The organism is Hymenobacter norwichensis DSM 15439 (genome assembly GCF_000420705.1).
Taxonomy (GTDB): domain Bacteria; phylum Bacteroidota; class Bacteroidia; order Cytophagales; family Hymenobacteraceae; genus Hymenobacter; species Hymenobacter norwichensis.
The window spans coordinates 974,406-991,849 of the sequence record NZ_ATVL01000007.1 but is presented as its reverse complement, the minus strand read 5'-3'; the positions used below and the strand labels follow the sequence as shown (position 1 = coordinate 991,849).

Sequence of the window (17,444 nt, the reverse complement as noted above, 5' to 3'; positions counted from 1 at the left end):
AGGCACTAAAAATTAGTGCTGCACTACCAATCGGGTGGTTTGGGTGAGTTGCCCAGTGCTTAGGCGCACTAGGTACACCCCGTTGGCCAGGTCCCGGACGGGCAGGTTTAGCTCGTGCTGGCCGCTGACCTGGCGCGTACCCACTTGGATGGTGCGCAGCGTGCTGCCCAGCAAGTTCTGCACCGTCACCGTAACGGCGGCCGGCGCGGTTAGCTCGTAACGGAGCAAGGCGCTGCTGCTGGTTGGGTTGGGCGCGGCCGTGAGGCGCAGGGCATCGGTGGCGCGAGGCTTATTGCTCAGCACGGTGCTTTTTCTGATGAGGCGCGAGGTGTACACGGCATACTGGCCGGGCTGCAACGTAATCGGAGCCGTAGCATTAGCCACCGTGATACTGTCGCCGGTGAGGTAGTTGTACCATTTACCAGTGCGCTGGAACTCGGGGTTGATGGGCTGAGCCACTACGTCGAAGTTGCCGATGACCGTCACGCTCAAATTCGGGTCGGTGAGGTGAATGGACTTGGTGGCGCCGCCCACTTGCTGCGTGAAAGTACCCGTTTTGAACACCGGCTGGGTTTTGCGCAGCGCAATCAACTCACGGTACACGTTGAACAGCTTGCGGCGGTTGGCTTCCTGGTAGTAGTTCCAGCGAATGGGCTTCTGGCCGGTCCGGCCATTAAAGTTGATGTCCACATCATAGCCAACTTCCCCGAACTGCCACACCATTTTCGGGCCGGGAACCGTGAAGAAGAAGGCCGCCGCCGCTTCCTGCCGGGCCAGGGCCGTGGTCGGGTTGCGTACATCGTAGGCTGGGGCTGTGGGCGGGGCCTGGTTACCAAAGGTGAGGTTCTTGTACATCGTCCGCTCTTCATCGTGGCTTTCCATGTACGTAACCAAGTGCGGCGACTGCCAGTTGCGGGCCCCAAAGTAGCCCCCGCTGAAGTTGGAGTTGGCGTTGTAGCCCATAGAAGCTTCGTTGTAAGCCCCGTTCAGGTTGCCCCATAGCATCAGGCCGGCGTTGGCCAGCACGGTTTCCTCACTATTGTCAGCGAAGTGCTCCAGAATTGGGTACAGCGTTGGGCTGACGGAAACCAGGTGGTTGTAGTAGTCCAGCCAGATATTGATGCGCGACTGGTCGTAGGCGGCCATTAGGGGTTCGTTGGAACCGGAATTAAACTGGGTGAACCCCTTGCTCAAGTCGAAACGGTAGCCGTCGATGCGGTACTCCTGCAACCAGAACGACATCACCTGCTTGCTGAAATACTTAGTGAACGGGCTTTCGTGGTTGAAGTCGTAGCAAACGTTGAAGGGGTGCGTGGCGGTGCGGTTGAACCACGGCGACGTGGTGGAGGGGTTGCCGTTGTCGAAGTACATCTGCACCATCGGGCTCTGGCCGCAGCTGTGGTTGAGCACCATGTCGAGCACCACGGCCATGCCGCGGCGGTGGGCTTCGTCGATGAAGCTTTTCAGGGCGTCTTTGGTGCCGTAATACTTATCGGGGGCGAAATAGAACGAGGGGTTGTAGCCCCAGGAGTCGTTGCCCTCAAACTCGTTTACTGGCATCAGCTCGATGCAGTTCACGCCTAGGCGCTGCAAATAGCCCAGCGTATCGCGCAGAGTCTGGTAGTCGTGGCGGGCAACAAAGTCGCGCAGGTGCAGCTCGTACACCACCAAATCGGTGCGAGCCGGCTTCTGGAAGTTGGTCACCTGCCACTGGTAGGGCGTTTGGTTGGTTTGCAGCACCGACACAATACCGATGGTGCCAGTGGGGTACGCGCGCAAGTTGGGGTAGGTGACGGCCGGAATGAATTGGTCGTTACCAGGGTCCAGCACTTTCTCGCAGTAGGGGTCGGCTACGCGCAAAGCACCATCAATTTCGTATTGATAGGCGTATTCCTGGCCGGGCGTCAGGCCGTTGATTTGCACCCACCAGCGGCCGTTGGCGGCGTCAGTGTCAGCAGTGCGGTTCATGAAGCCGGCACTGGTTTGCTGCCAGTTGTTGAACTCGCCGAGCACGTACACAAACTGCTTGTTGGGCGCCGTGAGGCTGAGAATAACCGATGTACCGCCGTTCAGGTAGGTAATGCCGTCCTTCTTAGCGCCAGCGGGCAGCGCGGCCACATTCACCGTGGGCCGCACCAGCAAAATCAGGGAATCTGACACGGTGGTTGTGCCGCTCACGGCCGTAAAGCGCACGACGTTGCGGCCGGCCTGGTTTACCGTAACCGGGGCGCTAAGCGTAGTAGCCGAAGCCTGCTGCGCCACCTGCGTGCCATTAAGCCGGAACGTCAGCTGCGCGCCCGTTGAAGCCTCGCCGGTTACGTTCACCGTAGTACCCGGCGCCACTACCTGCGCCGTACCGCTAACGGCCGGCGTTATGATACGAGCCCCTAGGCCACCCTGAAACACGTCCACGAAAATGTCGCTGCCGTTGGGGCCACGGCCGACGATGCTGCCATCGGCATTCTTGAAAATCATGGCCAGCTTCAACACCTGCTCGGCGGCTGGCACGCCATAAAACGTCCGCGGCGTGAACGTGATGCGGTAGAGATTGGGATTGGTAGCGTCACGCGTCAGTTGGGCGGCCGGGTCGGCGGTGCCGAACGACGGGCTCTTCACGTACTTCCAGTCGGAAGGCGAGGTGCTCAGGTTGGTAATAACGCCGGTCCAAACGTACACCGGGCCCGTGAAATTAGCCAGCGCGGCGTTGCCCTGGCTGGCATCGAAGGTGAGCGTGACAGGAGTAGTATCCTGAAAAAAAGTAGGTTGAGCGGTAACTACCTGAGCTTGGGCTAGCCACGGGCTGAGCAGTAATAGCCAAAGGCTACCTAAAAGTCGAAGTGCTTTCATGAAAAAGGTGAGTGGGAAGTAGGGAAAGGCTGGATGGTGACGCAGCCGCAGAAAAATGCAGTAAAAGCTAGCAAAGGTACTCAAACTGCCCTTTTTGCTGGCCTGCTGACCGGTGCTTTTGTTTGTAGCTTTGTTGGCCTCTTTCAATTCACCTGTGTTCTGTGCAGTTCCTGTCCGCTTTGCGCCTCTCCCCTAGTCTGCTGCCGTTGCGCCGGCGGCTGGGGCTGCTGCTGGCAAGTAGCTGCCTGCCGCTGCACCTACTGGCCCAGTCGCCCACTCCCGACTCGGCGGCCACAATGGTAGCACCAGTTGCCGCTCCAAGCTCTGCGCCTGATACTGCCGCCACCCGCCTAAACCGCCGGCTGCCGCTGCTGGCGGGGGGCCTAGCCGTAACGTACACCGGCCTCATGTACGCGCTGAGCGAGGCCTGGTACACTGGCGAGAAAACCAAGCTACACTGGTTCAATGATTTGCCGGAGTGGAAGCAGATGGACAAGGCCGGCCACTTCTGGGGGGCGTTTCACCAGAGCCGCGGCGCCGTGGACATGCTACGTTGGGCCGGCGTACCCAACCGGCGCGCCATCTGGTACGGCGGCTTCGTGGGGTTTCTGCTACAAAGTCCCATCGAACTGCTCGATGGCCGGGACCCGGCCTATGGCGCATCGGCCCCCGATTTAGCGGCCAACTTTTTAGGCTCGGCAGGTTTAATTGGGCAGCAATTGGCTTGGGGCGAGGTCCGCATTATGCCCAAATACTCGTTCCACACCACGCCATATGCCGCCCGCCGGCCCAACGTACTTGGCAAAACCCTGGCCGAGCAGCACCTGAAAGACTATAACGGTCAGACCTACTGGCTGTGCACCGACGTGGGCGCCTGGCTTCCCGCTACTTCGCGCTGGCCCCGCTGGCTGCAACCGGCTGTAGGCTACGGCGCCCAGCAGATGGTATTCAACGACCCGGCCACCAACGCCGCCGCCGGCCTGCACGCCTACCGCCAGTTTTACTTGACTCTGGACGTGGATTTGCGCCGCATCCCAACTCGCAGCAAGTTGCTGCGCCGCGTGTTCTACGTGGCCAGCATCTTTCACCTGCCGGCGCCGGCGCTGGAATGGAACAAGCGGCGCGGCTTCGTGGCGCATGGCCTGTACTACTAATGCCTGGCGGGCAGCTGCACCGTGGACTGGCTGGGTACAGGCCGCTCACATTAGGTAACAGCAAATAGCTACGCTTGGCTCGTATTTTCCAGCCTAGGCGCAGTGCCGACTTTTTCTTTCCGACTTTTGCCTTGTCGGAAGCAAGCGCGCCCACCTTTCCCGGGAATCCGCGTAATCCGATACACCTATTTAAATCTGTGATTCATGAATGTAGGAGATAGAGTACGCCTGTTAACCGGCCGTGAGCAAGGCATCATCACCCGCCTGCTCAGCGACGAGCTGGTGGAAGTGGCCATCGACAATGATTTTACCATTCCGGTGCTGCGCCGCGAAGTGGTGGTAATAGCCGCCGACGAGCAGAAGGCCTTCGGTACCTCGTCGCAAGGACCCGTGGCGCCGCGCGACGTAGCCAAAGCCGCAAAGGCCGCCAAATCGGCTAAAGCTGCGCAGCCCAAAGTACCGCAGCCAGGTGCGGCACCAACCCAGAGCAAAGCCGAGCAGCCCGCCCCACCCAAAGCCACCGTGGCCCAACCCGCCCCCAAAGGCCTATATCTGGCGCTCAGCCATCAGTCGCCGGAGCTGCTGTCGGTGCATGTCATCAACAATACCGACACCGATGTGCTGTTCACGTACGGTGAGGAGCGGCGCGAGCAGTACCGCGGCCTGACTTCCGACAAGCTCGGCCCGAAAGCCGTTAGCGCAGCGCTGGGGCACTTCCACCTCAAGGATTTCGACCAGTGGCCGGCTTTGGTGGTGCAGTTGCTGCCGCACCAGGTGAACGGCAACACGGCCTATGAGTTGATTACCAAGCGCACTCAGTTCCGGGCCGGCAGCTTCTACACTAGCCGCCGCGAGGCCCCGGTGCTCAAGCAGGATGCTTACTTGTTTCAGTTGGATGAGAAGCCCGCTGCCCCAGTTGCCATTGCCCCCGACAAGCTCGCCGAAACCCTGAAAGCCCAGCTCAGTGGCAACGCGCCCGCCAAACCGGCCGCCGTGGCCCCCGCCCCGGAGCCCGCTAAAGCCATTGTGGCGCCACCGCACGAAGTGGACTTGCACCTAGAAGCCCTTCAGCCCGAAGGCGCCGAAACACTAAGCAACACGGCTATCCTGAAGCTGCAAATTGAAGCGTTTGAAGATGCTTTGAGCCGCGCCTTAGCCACCAACATGCATGAAATTGTGTTCATCCACGGCTCGGGCAGCGGCACGCTCCGCAAAGAAATCCACAAGCTGCTAAGCCGCAACAAGGACATCAAGTTCTTCGAGGATTCCCGAAAAGAGAAGTTCGGTTACGGCGCCACACTGGTCCGGTTGAAGTAAGCTAAAAGCTAGTTCCCCTCCTTGGATGAGGAGGGGTTAGGGGTGGTTGAAGAACTAGAATTAGAAAGCTAATTTTCGTTCAACGATTGGTTAACCACCCCTAGCCCCTGCTTATCTGAGGAGGGGAACTAGCTTTCATAAGTAGCTGTCAGTGAATCTTATAGATTAACAAACCCATGTACGACATCATTGGTGACATTCACGGCCACGCCAACGAGTTGCGCGCCATGCTGGCCAAGCTGGGGTATGCGCTAGAGCAAGGCGTGTATCGGCACCCCAACCGGCAGGTAATTTTCGTGGGTGACTTCATCGACCGGGGGCCGTACATCCGGGAAACGCTGGAGATTGTGCGCGGTATGGTGGACGGTGGCGCAGCTTTGGCGGTGATGGGTAACCACGAGTACAATGCCATTTGCTTCCACGAAAAGCACCCCCAAGGCGGCCACCTACGGCCACATATGCCGCGCAACATCATGCAGCACTTCAAAACGCTGGAAGCCTTCAGCACTCGGGAAGGCTGGGCGCAGTGGCAGGACTATATCGAATGGTTCAAAACGTTGCCACTGTTTCTGGAACTACCGGGCATGCGCGTGGTACACGCCTGCTGGGACCCGCGCCACATCGAGTACCTGCGCCAGCAATTACCTAATGCGCGCCTCACCGACGCCTTTCTGCTGCGTAGTTCCCAGCGCGGCACCCCCGAGTACCAGGCGGTGGAAGACACCCTCAAAGGCAAGGAAGTGGACCTACCCCCCGCCGTTTCCTTCCACGACAAAGACGGCAACGCCCGCACCAAAATGCGCACCCGCTGGTGGCACGACCCGCAAAACAGCACCTACCAAGAGTATTACTTGGAGCCCATTGAGGCGCTAAACCTGCTACCCGTTGATGTGGCCGCGTTAACTGACGCGTGGCATTACCAGGACGATACACCCGTGTTCTTCGGCCATTACTGGCTGCGTGGTACGCCGCAGTTGCTGAGCCCGCACGCCGTGTGTCTGGATTACAGCGTGGCGAAAGGCGGCGAGCTGGTGGCCTACTGTTGGCACGGCGAACAGGAACTAACGCCAGCCGGGTTGGTAAGCGTGTAAGGAAAGTAGCCTATTGCCAAACCTTGCTAAGCTGTCGAGTTGGACACTGTTACTTGTGTTTTCAGGCTTATTCACGCTTCTGTTTCATGCCCGCTCTACCTTGTTTGCTTCGTTTTGTGCTGGCCATGGTCCTTGCGGCAACGCTAGCAGCCTGCCATTCCACGCCCCCATACCGGCAGCTCCCGCCTTCCGAGCAGATGATTACCACCCATGACGGCGTGAAGGTGGCCGTGAAGGTAGCGGGCCAGGGCTACCCTTGCCTGTACGTGCACGGCGGGCCGGGCCAGGACTACCTCTCGTTCGAGCAGCTGGGCGGCAACCGTCTGGAGCAGTGCCTGACCATGATTTACGCCGACCAGCGCGGGTCGGGCCACTCGCAGAACGCGGCAGATTACAGCCTGAACCGGCTAGTAGAAGATATGGAGGAAATCCGGCAGCAGCTGGGGGTCGAGAAGATGTAGGGGCGTGCTGGCCGTAAACTACGCCCGCAAATACCCACAGCGCGTGGCCGGCCTCATTCTGGCAAACTCCACCTTGCATTTCTTTAGCACCACCTTCCTGCAAAACCAGCTAACGGCCGGCTACCACCTGCTGGGCATAGACACGGTACTTACACCTACCAACCGCCCGCGCCTGGTGCAGGCCTGGGGGCAGCTACGACAGCAGCTTAGCCAGCGCCACTTGGCTTACCGGCTGCTGGCCGACAGCATTGGCACCATTGCCCGCATGGACAGCCTGGAAAGCAGCTACCAGCGCACCACCGACTTCGGGTCCAAGCTGATTCCGCCGCTGCTCGATAGTACGCTGGCCAACTCCTACCCCGAATATGTAGCCGACTACACGGCGCTAACGGCGCAGATACACGTACCAGCCCTCGTTATCACCGGCACCCGCGACTATGCGGTGGGGGTGGAACATTACAAATCCTTTCGTTTCCCGCAGCAACAAACGGTGATACTTCCCGGCAGCCATCTGCTCTACCATGAAAACAACGCGGCCTTTACGCGGGCAGTTTGCAGCTTCGTGACTCCGGCCAAGTAGCCACCAGGCAACGGCTACTGGCCACGACAGGGCAGAACTAAACGACAGTTCGCACGGCCGAAATGCAGCCCGGTGGAGAGGATGGTTACTTTTGTGGCGATATTCCCTCTTCATGAAACTACCCTCTACCCTACTGGCCGGGCTGACCTTGCTGCTGGCGCTGCCCGGCCGCAGCCAGCTGCTGCCAGTACCGCTCAACCTGCAAGCCACCTATGCCAAGGGCACCCGCTCGGCCACCGGCGCGCCGGGTCCTAAGTACTGGCAGAACTCCGCCGAATACGACATCAACGTTAGCTTCGACCCCGCCACGCGCCGGGTGGCGGGCACCGTGGATGTCGTGTACCAAAACGCCAGCCCCGATTCGCTGCGGCAACTGCAATTCAAGCTCTACCCGAACCTGTATCAAAAAGGTGCGCCGCGGGTCAACCCGATGAGTGCTGAAGATATTGGCGAGGGAGTGCAGATTGAAGCGCTCAGTTTCAACGGGCAAGCCCAGGACGTAGCCAAGCTCCGGATTCAGGCCACCAACCTGCCCGTGAAGCTCCCCAAGGCGTTGGGTTCAGGCGGCAGCCTGAAGGTGCGGGTGGCCTACTCCTACCTCCTCAACAAAGGCTCCCACATGCGCACCGGCGAAATTGAGCCGGGGGCGGCTTTCGTGGCGTATTTCTTCCCGCGCATTGCGGTGTATGATGATATTGATGGCTGGAACACCGCCGACTACAACGGCTCTCAGGAATTCTACAACGACTTCTGCACCTTCCGAGCCGCCATTACAGTGCCCCGTAACTTCGTGGTGTGGGCCACTGGTGATTTGAAAAACGCCAGCCAGGTCTTGGCGCCGAAATACGTGCAGCGCCTTCAGCAGGCCGAGCAGCAAGACGGCATTACCCCTATCATTAGCGAGGCCGACCTCAAGCGTAAAGACATTACCGTCGCCAACGCCCAGAACACTTGGCGCTTTGAAGCCAAAGACGTAACGGATTTCGTGTTTGCCACCGCCGACCATTACGTGTGGCAGGCCAGCAGCCTGGTGGTAGATGCCGCCACTAAGCGCCGCACCCGCGTCGATGCCGTGTATAATCCCAAGCACAAGGATTTCGAGGAAGTGGTGCAGTTCACACGTCAGACCGTGGAAGCTATGAGCTACACCTTCCCGAAGTGGCCCTTCCCCTACTCCCACGAAACCGTGTTCGATGGCCTCGACCAGATGGAGTACCCGATGATGGTGAATGACAACCCTGTGGACACCCGCGACGACGCCATCACCCTCACCGACCACGAGGTATTCCACACCATGTTCCCGTTCTACATGGGCACCAACGAAACCAAATACGGTTGGATGGACGAGGGCTGGGCCACCATCGGGGAGTGGATTATTTCCGGCATCATCAAGCCCGGTTTCGAGGATGAATACGGCGTGGAGCCCTACGCCCGCGGCTCAGCGCAAGAGTTTGATGTGCCCATCACCACGCTCAGCACCCTCCAAAACGGCACGGCGTTCTTCCTGAATTCTTACCCCAAACCGGCGCTGGGCTACCTCTACGTGAAAGATTTGCTTGGCGAGGAGCTGTTCACGAAAGCCCTGCACACCTACATCCGCAACTGGCACGGCAAGCACCCCATGCCCTACGATTTCTTCAACTCGATGAACACAGGCGCGGGCCAAAATCTGAACTGGTTCTGGCAGCGCTGGTTTTTCGACGACGGCTACCCCGATCTGGCCGTTAGCAACGTCAGCAAAACCAGCAGCGGCTACGACATCCTGGTAACCGCCAAAGGCACCAAACCCGTCCCCGTCGACCTCACCGTGACTTTCGCCGATGGCAAAACCGAGAAACTTCACCGCACCGTTGCAGTGTGGCAAGCCGGCAATACCACCGTCACGGTGCCCGTTTCCACCAAACAAGCCGTGAAGCGCGTGGAGCTAGGCAGCACCTACGTACCCGACAAGCACAAGGCCGATAACGTGTGGATGAGAAAGTAAGACCCTTCTCATTTACAGCACGTTATAACAGCAAACTTCACTATCTTTTTGCATGAAAAAGCTAAGCCTGACTTTCGCACGTATCACGGGGGCATTGCTCCTAAGTGCTAGTACTAACAGCTACGCCCAGACTGCCCTTCCGCAATTATCCATTGGAAAGCCAGAGCCTTTGGTGCAACCCAAAAACGGGCAGCCGGCAGCCAATTCTGCGCCTAGCACCTCCATCCGCCTTTCGCACAATACAACGCTAGCTTCACGCAACCCGCCCCTCTACGTTGTCGATGGAACGCCCATCACGGAGGAACGGATGAAAACGCTGGAACCTAATCTGATTGAAAAAATCGAAGTTCTGAAAGGCAGCAAGGCCGCCGTGTATGGTCCTAGTGGCCTGAACGGTGTGATATTGATTACCATGAAGAAGTAACTCCCTACCATTTACTATAAACTAAAAAAGGGACGCCATACTCTGGCGTCCCTTTTTTAAAATCCATCCTCTTCTACCCTTTCGGGGTGAGCGTGATATAGGGGATGATGCACTCCTCCAACGAAATACCACCGTGCTGGAACGTGTCCTTGTAGTAGTTCACGTAGTAGTTGTAGTTGTTGGGGTAGGCGAAGAAGTAGTCACCAACCGTGAAGACGTAGGCGGTGCTCACGTTTTCGCGGGGCAGGAAGATGCGCTCCGGCTTACGCACGGTATACACGTCCTTGCTGTCGTCGAAGCCCAGGTTTTTGCCGTGCTTGTAGCGCAGGTTGGTGTTGGTGTTTCGGTCGCCCACAATCTTGTAGGGGCGCTTCACCCGGATGGTGCCGTGGTCAGTGGTAATGATGAGCTTGCCTTTGCGCTCGGCAATCTGCTGCAACATTTCATACAGCGGCGAGTGCAGGAACCACGAACGGGTAATGCTGCGATACGCCGACTCATCTGCAGCCAGTTCCCGAATCATGGCCATGTCGGTGCGGGCGTGGCTGAGCATGTCCACGAAGTTGTAGACGATGATGTTCAGCTTGTTGTTGTTGTGCAGGTTGGCCATTTTGCCCAACAAGTCTTTACCGGCTTGCAGGTTGGTTACCTTGTTGTAGCTGAACTTCTGCTTCTGGCCGGCCTTCTGGAAGTTGATTTCCACCAGCTCGGCTTCGTGCAGGTTTTTGCCTTCGTCATCGTCGTCCCACACCCACAGGTTGGGGTATTTCTTCTGGATATCACCGGGCATCATGCCCGCGAAAATGGCGTTACGGGCGTAGGCCGTGGTAGTAGGCAGGATGGAATAATACATCTCCTCCTGGTCCACGGTGAACAGCTCGGCAATGATGGGCTCCAGAATCTTCCACTGGTCGTAGCGCAGGTTGTCGATGAGCACGAAGTACACGGGTGTGTCGCCGGTGGACTTCATCAGCGGAAACACCCGCTCCTTGAACAGCTGGTGCGACATGAGCGGAGCGTCCTTATCGTCGCCGTTCACCCAGTCCTCGTAGTCCTCGGTGATGAAGCGGCCGAAGTAGGTATTGGCCTCGTCCTTCTGCATGTTGAAGACGTCAGCCATGCTCTTGCCTTCCGTCTCGTTGATTTCCAACTCCCAGTACACCAACTTCTTGTACACATCTGCCCACTCGCTGGGGCTGAGGCGGTCGGAGAGCTGCATGCCTAGCTGGCGGAAGTCGCGCTGATAGCCGGAGTTGGTTTTCTCGGATACGAGGCGCTTGTTGTCGAGTACCTTCTTCACCGACAGCAGAATCTGGCTGGGGTTGACGGGCTTGATGAGGTAATCGGCAATCTTGGAGCCGATGGCGTCCTCCATGATGTGCTCTTCCTCGCTCTTGGTAATCATAATGACGGGAAGCGTGGGCTTGGCCGCCTTGATTTCGGTGAGGGTTTCGAGGCCGGTGAGGCCGGGCATATTTTCGTCGAGAAATACGATGTCGTAGTTCTGCTCCTGCACTTGCTCGATGGCGTCGGCACCAGAATTAACACCGGTTACGTCGTAGCCTTTTTCCTGTAAAAAGAGGATGTGCGGCTTAAGGAGGTCGATTTCATCATCGGCCCAGAGTATGCTGTAACGTTGCATTGAGTGGGGTCTTGGGTGTAACGCCAACCTACGGTTGGCGCGGCAATAAACGAGCTTCCTGTGGTAGTTGTACCATTCACAGCACCGTTAGATTCCAAAGAACCTAACAGGCTTAAAAGGGTTGCAACTGAAGTTTCGTAAGTAGCTTTACTCCCAATCCTCGGTTTTTGATTTAAAAAATTATCGCCAACAGATATTCCCGTCAAACTCCGCCGTAAAGAACCGGAAAATAAGTGGATTCCTGTTGGCGCCGCCAAAATGCTGCCTGAAGCTCCAGCTTCGGGCCTTGTTGAACGACACCCGTTCAGCCACATACAGCACAAACCGTGCAACAATGCCCGAAGCTGGAGGATCGGGCTGCCTCCTATGAATAAAAAGAAAATCTTCAACGACCCGGTGTATGGCTTCGTGACCATCCCTACCGAGCTGTTGTTCGACCTGATTGAGCACTCGTATTTCCAGCGCCTGCGGCGGATTCAGCAATTGGGCCTCACCATGTTTGTGTATCCGGGGGCGCTGCACACGCGCTTTCACCACGCGCTGGGCGCTATGCACCTCATGTCGTTGGCGTTGCGCACACTTAAGGATAAAGGCGTAGCCATTACCGCCCGTGAGGGCGAAGCGGCGCAAGCGGCCATCCTCCTCCACGACATCGGCCACGGCCCCCTCTCCCACGCTTTGGAGCGCAGTATTTTCCACGGCGTCGACCACGAGCAAATCAGTTTGCACCTGATGCGGAAGCTGAACGCCGAGTTTGACGGGGCGCTGGATTTGGCCATCGAAATCTTCCAGGGCACCTACCACCGGCCGTTTTTCCACCAGCTCGTCAGCAGCCAGCTCGACATGGACCGGCTCGACTACCTCAACCGAGACTCGTTCTATACTGGCGTGCAGGAAGGCCGCCCCGGCGCCGACCGTCTCATCAAAATGCTGACCGTGGTAGATGAAAAGCTGGTGCTAGAAGAAAAAGCGGTATACAGCATCGAGAATTTCTTGGTGAGCCGGCGGCTGATGTACTGGCAGGTGTATCTGCACAAAACCGTAACCAGCGCCGAGCAGATGATTATCCGCATCATGCAACGCGCCCAAGAACTGACCCGCGCCGGCCATAAGGTACCGGCCTCCCCGGCCCTGCATTTCTTCCTGGCCAAAGCCGTAACCCAGGCTGAGTTTGAAGCCGACGACGCCATCCTGCGCCGTTTCGCCCGCCTCGACGACACCGACGTGTGGAGCGCCGTGAAGCTCTGGGCCGACCACCCCGACAAGGTGCTGAACTACCTCTCCCAAAGTATTCTGGACCGACACCTGTTCAAAATTAGCCTGCAAACCGAGCCTTTTGAGGAAGACTTCCAGATTGGCATTGTGGAGCTAATTGCCGAGCGGTTCGGCCTCACCCACGACGATGCCGCCCAACTCATGATTGCCGGCCGCATCAGCAACAACGCCTACGACGCCGATGGCCAAGACACCATCGACGTGCTAACCAAGCGCGGCCGGGTAGTGAACGTGGCCGAAGCCTCCGACCTGCCCAACATCAAAGCGCTGGGCCAGCGCGTTGAAAAGCACTACATCTGCTACCCCAAGGAAATTTTATGAGTTGTCGGTTATCAGTTGTGAGTTGCCAGAACAAACCAACAACTCACAACTGATAACCGACAACTGAATATTTCTCTACTTTTGCCCGATGGAATTTACGGTAGGTCAGATAGCCGAAGTGCTGCACGGCACAGTGGAAGGCGACGTAGCCCAGCCCATTAACCGGCTGGCAAAAATCGAAGAAGCCCAGGCTGGGGCCTTGTCTTTCCTGGCCAATCTTAAGTACGAAGCGCACCTCTACACGACGGGCGCTTCGGCCGTTATTGTGAGCCGTACGCTAGAGCTGCGGCACCCGGTAACTACGGCCCTTATCCGGGTTGACGACCCGTATTCCAGCTTTACCACCCTGCTTGAGTTCTACCAGCAGGCCACCCGCACCGGGCGCCGCGGCGTAGAGGAACCTAGCTTTTTAGGGCCCAACTCCACCATTGGTGGCAACCACTACCGCGGGGCGTTTTCCTACGTGGGCCAGAACTGTGAAATCGGTGACGACGTGGTGATATTCCCGCACGTTTTCATCGGTGACCGGTGCAAGATTGGCAGCGGCACTATTCTATATGCTGGCGCGAAAATCTACGCTGAAACCGTTATTGGCGAGCGGTGCACCGTGCACGCCGGAGCGGTAATTGGCTCCGACGGATTCGGCTTTGCGCCGCAGCCCGATGGCTCGTACCGCACCATTCCGCAGATTGGCAACGTGGTGCTGCAAGACAACGTCAGCATCGGGGCCAACGCCACCATCGACTGCGCCACCATGGGCTCGACCATCATCCGAGAAGGCGCCAAAATCGACAACCTCGTGCAGATTGCGCACAACGTGGAAATCGGGCGGCACACGGTAGTAGCTTCGCAGAGCGGCATTTCTGGCTCCACCAAAATCGGCGACTTCTGCGTGCTGGCAGGCCAGGTAGGCTTGGCTGGGCACCTTACGCTGGCCAACCGCACCACCGTTACGGCGCAGTCGGGCGTAGGCAAATCCATCAAGGAAGAGGGTATTCTGCTACAGGGCTCCCCCGCCTTCAACCTGCGCGACAGTTTGCGGGCCCAAGCTGTTTTCCGGCACCTGCCCGAGTTGGAGCGCCGCATCACCCAGCTGGAACGCCGCACAAACCCGCCGGAAAAGCCCTAGCTTTGCGACCCGGAAAACTGTTGGCTTGTAGCTTTTAGCTGTTAGCCTGTGGCGTTTTTCCGTATCCTTTCCGCTCGCATTTTCTACCAGTACGTCAGCTAATAGCCAACAGCTAGCAGCTAACAGCTAATAAATGAACGACAAGCAACACACCATCAAGGCCCCCGTTACGGTAAGCGGCATCGGGCTGCATACCGGCGTTCAAGCCACCATGACGTTCTGCCCGGCCCCCGTCGGCCACGGCTACCAGTTTCAGCGCATGGACCTGCCCGATCAGCCCATCGTTGTAGCCGACGTCGACAACGTAGTGGACCTTTCACGCGGCACGACCATCGAACAGAATGGCGCCCGCGTGAACACCGTGGAGCACACGCTGGCAGCTTTGGTAGGCTTGCAGATTGATAACGTGTTGATTAAGTTGGACGGCCCCGAGCCGCCCATCATGGATGGCTCCAGCTACCAGTTCATTCAGGCCTTGGAAGACGCCGGACTGGAAGAGCAGAACGCCCTGCGCAACTATTACGAGATTCCCTCGGAAATCCGCTTCGTTGACAACAGCCGCGCCGTAGAGCTAGCCGCCCTGCCCCTCAACGATTACCGCCTGACGGTAATGGTGGACTATAACTCGCCGGTCCTTGGTTCGCAGCACGCCTCACTCACCGATATCAGTCAGTTCAAGCACGATATTTCCAGCTCTCGCACCTTCTGCTTCCTGCACGAGTTGGAGGCGCTGTATAAGCAAAACCTCATCAAAGGTGGTGACTTGAGCAACGCCATTGTGGTAGTAGACCGAGTGGTGAGCGAAGACGAACTGGCCGAACTGGCTACCATGCTGGGCAAGCCCAAAGTGGCCGTGAAGAAGGAAGGCATCCTCAACAATGTAGACCTCCGCTACAAAAACGAGCCCGCCCGCCACAAGCTCCTCGACTTAGTAGGCGACCTAGCCCTAGTTGGTCGGCCGCTGAAAGGCCAGATTCTGGCGGCCCGCCCCGGCCACGCCGCCAACGTGGCGTTTGCCAAGAAGATCAAGAAGAAAATGATGGAGGCCAACTCCTCGCCCGTGCCGCACTACGACCCCACGCGGGAGCCGGTCATGGACATCAATCAAATCATGCAGGTGCTACCGCACCGCTACCCGTTCCTGCTGATCGACAAAGTGATACACCTTGACGACACGTCGGTGGCCAGCATCAAGAACGTAACTATCAACGAGCCTTTCTTCATGGGCCACTACCCCGGCAACCCTGTGTTTCCGGGCGTGTTGCAGGTGGAAGCCATGGCCCAGACGGGTGGTATTTTGGTGCTAAATACTGTACCGGATCCGGAGAATTATACGCCTTACTTTGTGGGCATCGAGAATTGCCGCTTCCGCCGCATGGTGAAGCCCGGCGACACGGTTATTTTCCGGTGCTGGCTGCTGGCTCCCGTTAAGCGTGGCATTGCCAAAATGCGCGGCCAGGCCTTTGTGAATGGCAAAGTGGTGATGGAAGCCGAAATGAGTGCCGCCATCGTACGTAAAGACGCCTAAAATCAATTAAAAATTAAAAATGAAGAATTAAAAATGCCCGTGACCGTTCAGACGGGGCCATCTGCTTCAATTTTTAATTTTTAGTTCTTCATTTTTAATTGATCCGAATGAACCAGCCGCTCGCCTATATTCACCCCGAAGCCAAGATTGCGCAAAACGTAGTAGTGGAACCTTTCACAACCATTGATAAGGATGTGGAAATAGGGGAAGGCACCTGGATTGGCCCGAACGTAACCATCATGGCGGGGGCCCGCATCGGCAAGAATTGTAAGATTTTCCCGGGCGCTGTTATTGCGGCCATGCCGCAGGATTTGAAGTTTGCCGGCGAGAAAACCACCGTTCACATCGGCGACTATACCGTAATCCGGGAGTGCGTGACGGTAAACCGCGGCACCGTTGACCGCATGAAAACCGTGGTGGGTGCCAACTGTCTGCTAATGGCCTACGTGCACGTCGCGCACGACTGCATCATCGGTAATCACTGCGTATTGGCTAACGGCGTGCAGCTGGCCGGTCACGTGGAAATTGGGGACCACGCCATTATTGGCGGTACTTCGGCGGTACACCAGTTTGTGAAGGTCGGGCAGCATGCTATGGTATCAGGGGGTTCGTTGGTGCGCAAGGATGTGCCGCCTTTCGTGAAGGCTGGGCGCGAGCCGCTGACCTATGCCGGCATCAACAGCATCGGACTGCGCCGCCGCGGCTACTCCGACCAGAAGATTTCCGAGATTCAGCAGCTGTACCGGTTGCTGTTCTTGGGCGGTATGAACAACAACGAAGCCCTCGACAAGATTGAGCTAGAGCTGGCCCCCTCGCCGGAGCGCGACGAAGTAGTGAATTTTGTGCGCAACTCGGGCCGGGGCGTTATCAAGGGCTATTCGCGCAACGGCAGCGGTGCAGATTGAGGTAGCTGAACTCGGCAAGCGGTATGCCCGCGAGTGGATTTTCCGAGGCCTGACGCATACCTTCCAGTCCGGTTCGGCTACGGCTATTTTGGGTCCTAACGGGGCGGGCAAAAGCACCTTGCTCAATACGCTTTCTGGGCAGCAACTGCCTACCAACGGCACCTTACGCTACCAGCACCAGGGCCGGGAAGTGCCGGTAGAAGAGGTGCCGCCATTGCTAGCTTACGCGGCGCCCTACCTAGAGCTGATTGAGGAACTGACGCTGACTGAACTACTGCACTTCCACTCCCGGTTCAAGCCGCTCCGGCCTGGCCTGACCTCGCAACGCCTCATCGAGCTAATGTACCTTGAAAAGTCCCGCCACAAGCTGGTGCGTGATTTTTCTTCGGGTATGAAGCAGCGCCTCAAGCTGGCCCTGGCTCTTTACGCTGACACGCCTTTACTTCTGCTCGACGAGCCGACCACCAACCTCGACCGCGCCGGTGTAGCCTGGTATCAGGAGCATGTGCAGGTTACACTAGCGGGCCGCACGGTATTAGTTTCCAGCAACGTACCTGAGGAATACGCCTTCTGCACTGCGCAGCTCAATATCACGGATTTTGGGGCGCAGGCAGCCCGATAACTGTGGTTCTGAACTGGTAATAGCTCTACCGTAAAGTGTTGCTGCCCGCCTGAAACGCACTTTTTGACAGCAAAACTTCGGGGTGTTCCTAACTTGAAACCTTCCGTCACGTATCTTCGCAACGGTAACCTTGCCCTTACGCGCCAAATCTTTTATCAACTTCC

At 57.7% G+C, this 17,444-nt stretch carries 14 protein-coding genes; 12 read left to right on the top strand and 2 right to left on the bottom strand.

The genetic code is table 11. The features are described from left to right. Positions 1-12: 12 nt before the first annotated feature. Positions 13-2,847 (bottom strand): alpha-amylase family glycosyl hydrolase, encoded by a 2,835-nt coding sequence (locus G536_RS27325; protein WP_033370026.1) that lies wholly within the window; start codon positions 2,845-2,847, stop codon positions 13-15. Positions 2,848-3,008: 161 nt separating this feature from the next. Between G536_RS27325 and G536_RS0110385 the strand changes: the two genes are divergently transcribed. The 7 genes from G536_RS0110385 (at position 3,009) to G536_RS0110355 (ending at position 9,858) form a co-directional block, all read left to right on the top strand. Next, a complete protein-coding gene (locus tag G536_RS0110385) occupies positions 3,009-4,001 on the top strand; it encodes a YfiM family protein (protein ID WP_245575792.1) in 993 nt (330 codons plus the stop codon). 204 nt (positions 4,002-4,205) lie between these two features. Continuing rightward, positions 4,206-5,318, top strand: a complete 1,113-nt coding sequence (locus G536_RS0110380) for a Smr/MutS family protein (protein ID WP_022823529.1) — start codon at positions 4,206-4,208, stop codon at positions 5,316-5,318. A 176-nt stretch (positions 5,319-5,494) separates the two neighbouring features. Further along, the gene (locus tag G536_RS0110375) at positions 5,495-6,409 is read left to right on the top strand and encodes a metallophosphoesterase (RefSeq protein WP_022823528.1); all 915 of its coding nucleotides are present in this window, start codon (positions 5,495-5,497) and stop codon (positions 6,407-6,409) included. An 86-nt stretch (positions 6,410-6,495) separates the two neighbouring features. Beyond that, positions 6,496-6,870, top strand: a complete 375-nt coding sequence (locus G536_RS0110370; protein ID WP_157530543.1) for an alpha/beta hydrolase family protein — start codon at positions 6,496-6,498, stop codon at positions 6,868-6,870. 4 nt (positions 6,871-6,874) lie between these two features. Beyond that, entirely contained in the window at positions 6,875-7,450 is a 576-nt protein-coding gene (locus G536_RS0110365; RefSeq protein WP_026880042.1) for an alpha/beta fold hydrolase, read from the top strand. Positions 7,451-7,562: 112 nt separating this feature from the next. Next, positions 7,563-9,434: a M1 family metallopeptidase gene (locus G536_RS0110360; RefSeq protein ID WP_022823527.1), complete on the top strand. Its 1,872-nt coding sequence runs from the start codon at positions 7,563-7,565 to the stop codon at positions 9,432-9,434. A 52-nt stretch (positions 9,435-9,486) separates the two neighbouring features. Then, entirely contained in the window at positions 9,487-9,858 is a 372-nt protein-coding gene (locus G536_RS0110355) for a TonB-dependent receptor plug domain-containing protein (RefSeq protein WP_022823526.1), read from the top strand. Between the two features lie 73 nt (positions 9,859-9,931). On the opposite strand, the gene porX is transcribed toward G536_RS0110355, so the two are convergent. Beyond that, positions 9,932-11,500, bottom strand: coding sequence for a T9SS response regulator signal transducer PorX (porX, locus tag G536_RS0110350; RefSeq protein WP_022823525.1), 1,569 nt, complete (start codon positions 11,498-11,500; stop codon positions 9,932-9,934). Positions 11,501-11,866: 366 nt separating this feature from the next. Between porX and G536_RS0110345 the strand changes: the two genes are divergently transcribed. The 5 genes from G536_RS0110345 to G536_RS0110325 all read left to right on the top strand — a co-directional run bounded on the left by G536_RS0110345 (position 11,867) and on the right by G536_RS0110325 (position 17,280). Next, positions 11,867-13,096 (top strand): HD domain-containing protein, encoded by a 1,230-nt coding sequence (locus G536_RS0110345; protein ID WP_022823524.1) that lies wholly within the window; start codon positions 11,867-11,869, stop codon positions 13,094-13,096. 88 nt (positions 13,097-13,184) lie between these two features. Beyond that, positions 13,185-14,225 (top strand): UDP-3-O-(3-hydroxymyristoyl)glucosamine N-acyltransferase, encoded by a 1,041-nt coding sequence (gene lpxD / locus G536_RS0110340; RefSeq protein WP_022823523.1) that lies wholly within the window; start codon positions 13,185-13,187, stop codon positions 14,223-14,225. Positions 14,226-14,358: 133 nt separating this feature from the next. Beyond that, complete coding sequence (locus G536_RS0110335; protein ID WP_022823522.1) at positions 14,359-15,753, top strand: bifunctional UDP-3-O-[3-hydroxymyristoyl] N-acetylglucosamine deacetylase/3-hydroxyacyl-ACP dehydratase; 1,395 nt, start codon at positions 14,359-14,361, stop codon at positions 15,751-15,753. A gap of 107 nt (positions 15,754-15,860) precedes the next feature. Continuing rightward, the gene (gene lpxA / locus G536_RS0110330; RefSeq protein ID WP_026880040.1) at positions 15,861-16,658 is read left to right on the top strand and encodes an acyl-ACP--UDP-N-acetylglucosamine O-acyltransferase; all 798 of its coding nucleotides are present in this window, start codon (positions 15,861-15,863) and stop codon (positions 16,656-16,658) included. Continuing rightward, the gene (locus G536_RS0110325; RefSeq protein ID WP_022823520.1) at positions 16,648-17,280 is read left to right on the top strand and encodes an ABC transporter ATP-binding protein; all 633 of its coding nucleotides are present in this window, start codon (positions 16,648-16,650) and stop codon (positions 17,278-17,280) included. The genes lpxA and G536_RS0110325 overlap by 11 nt, the downstream gene beginning before the upstream one ends. The last annotated feature ends 164 nt before the right edge of the window (positions 17,281-17,444 follow it).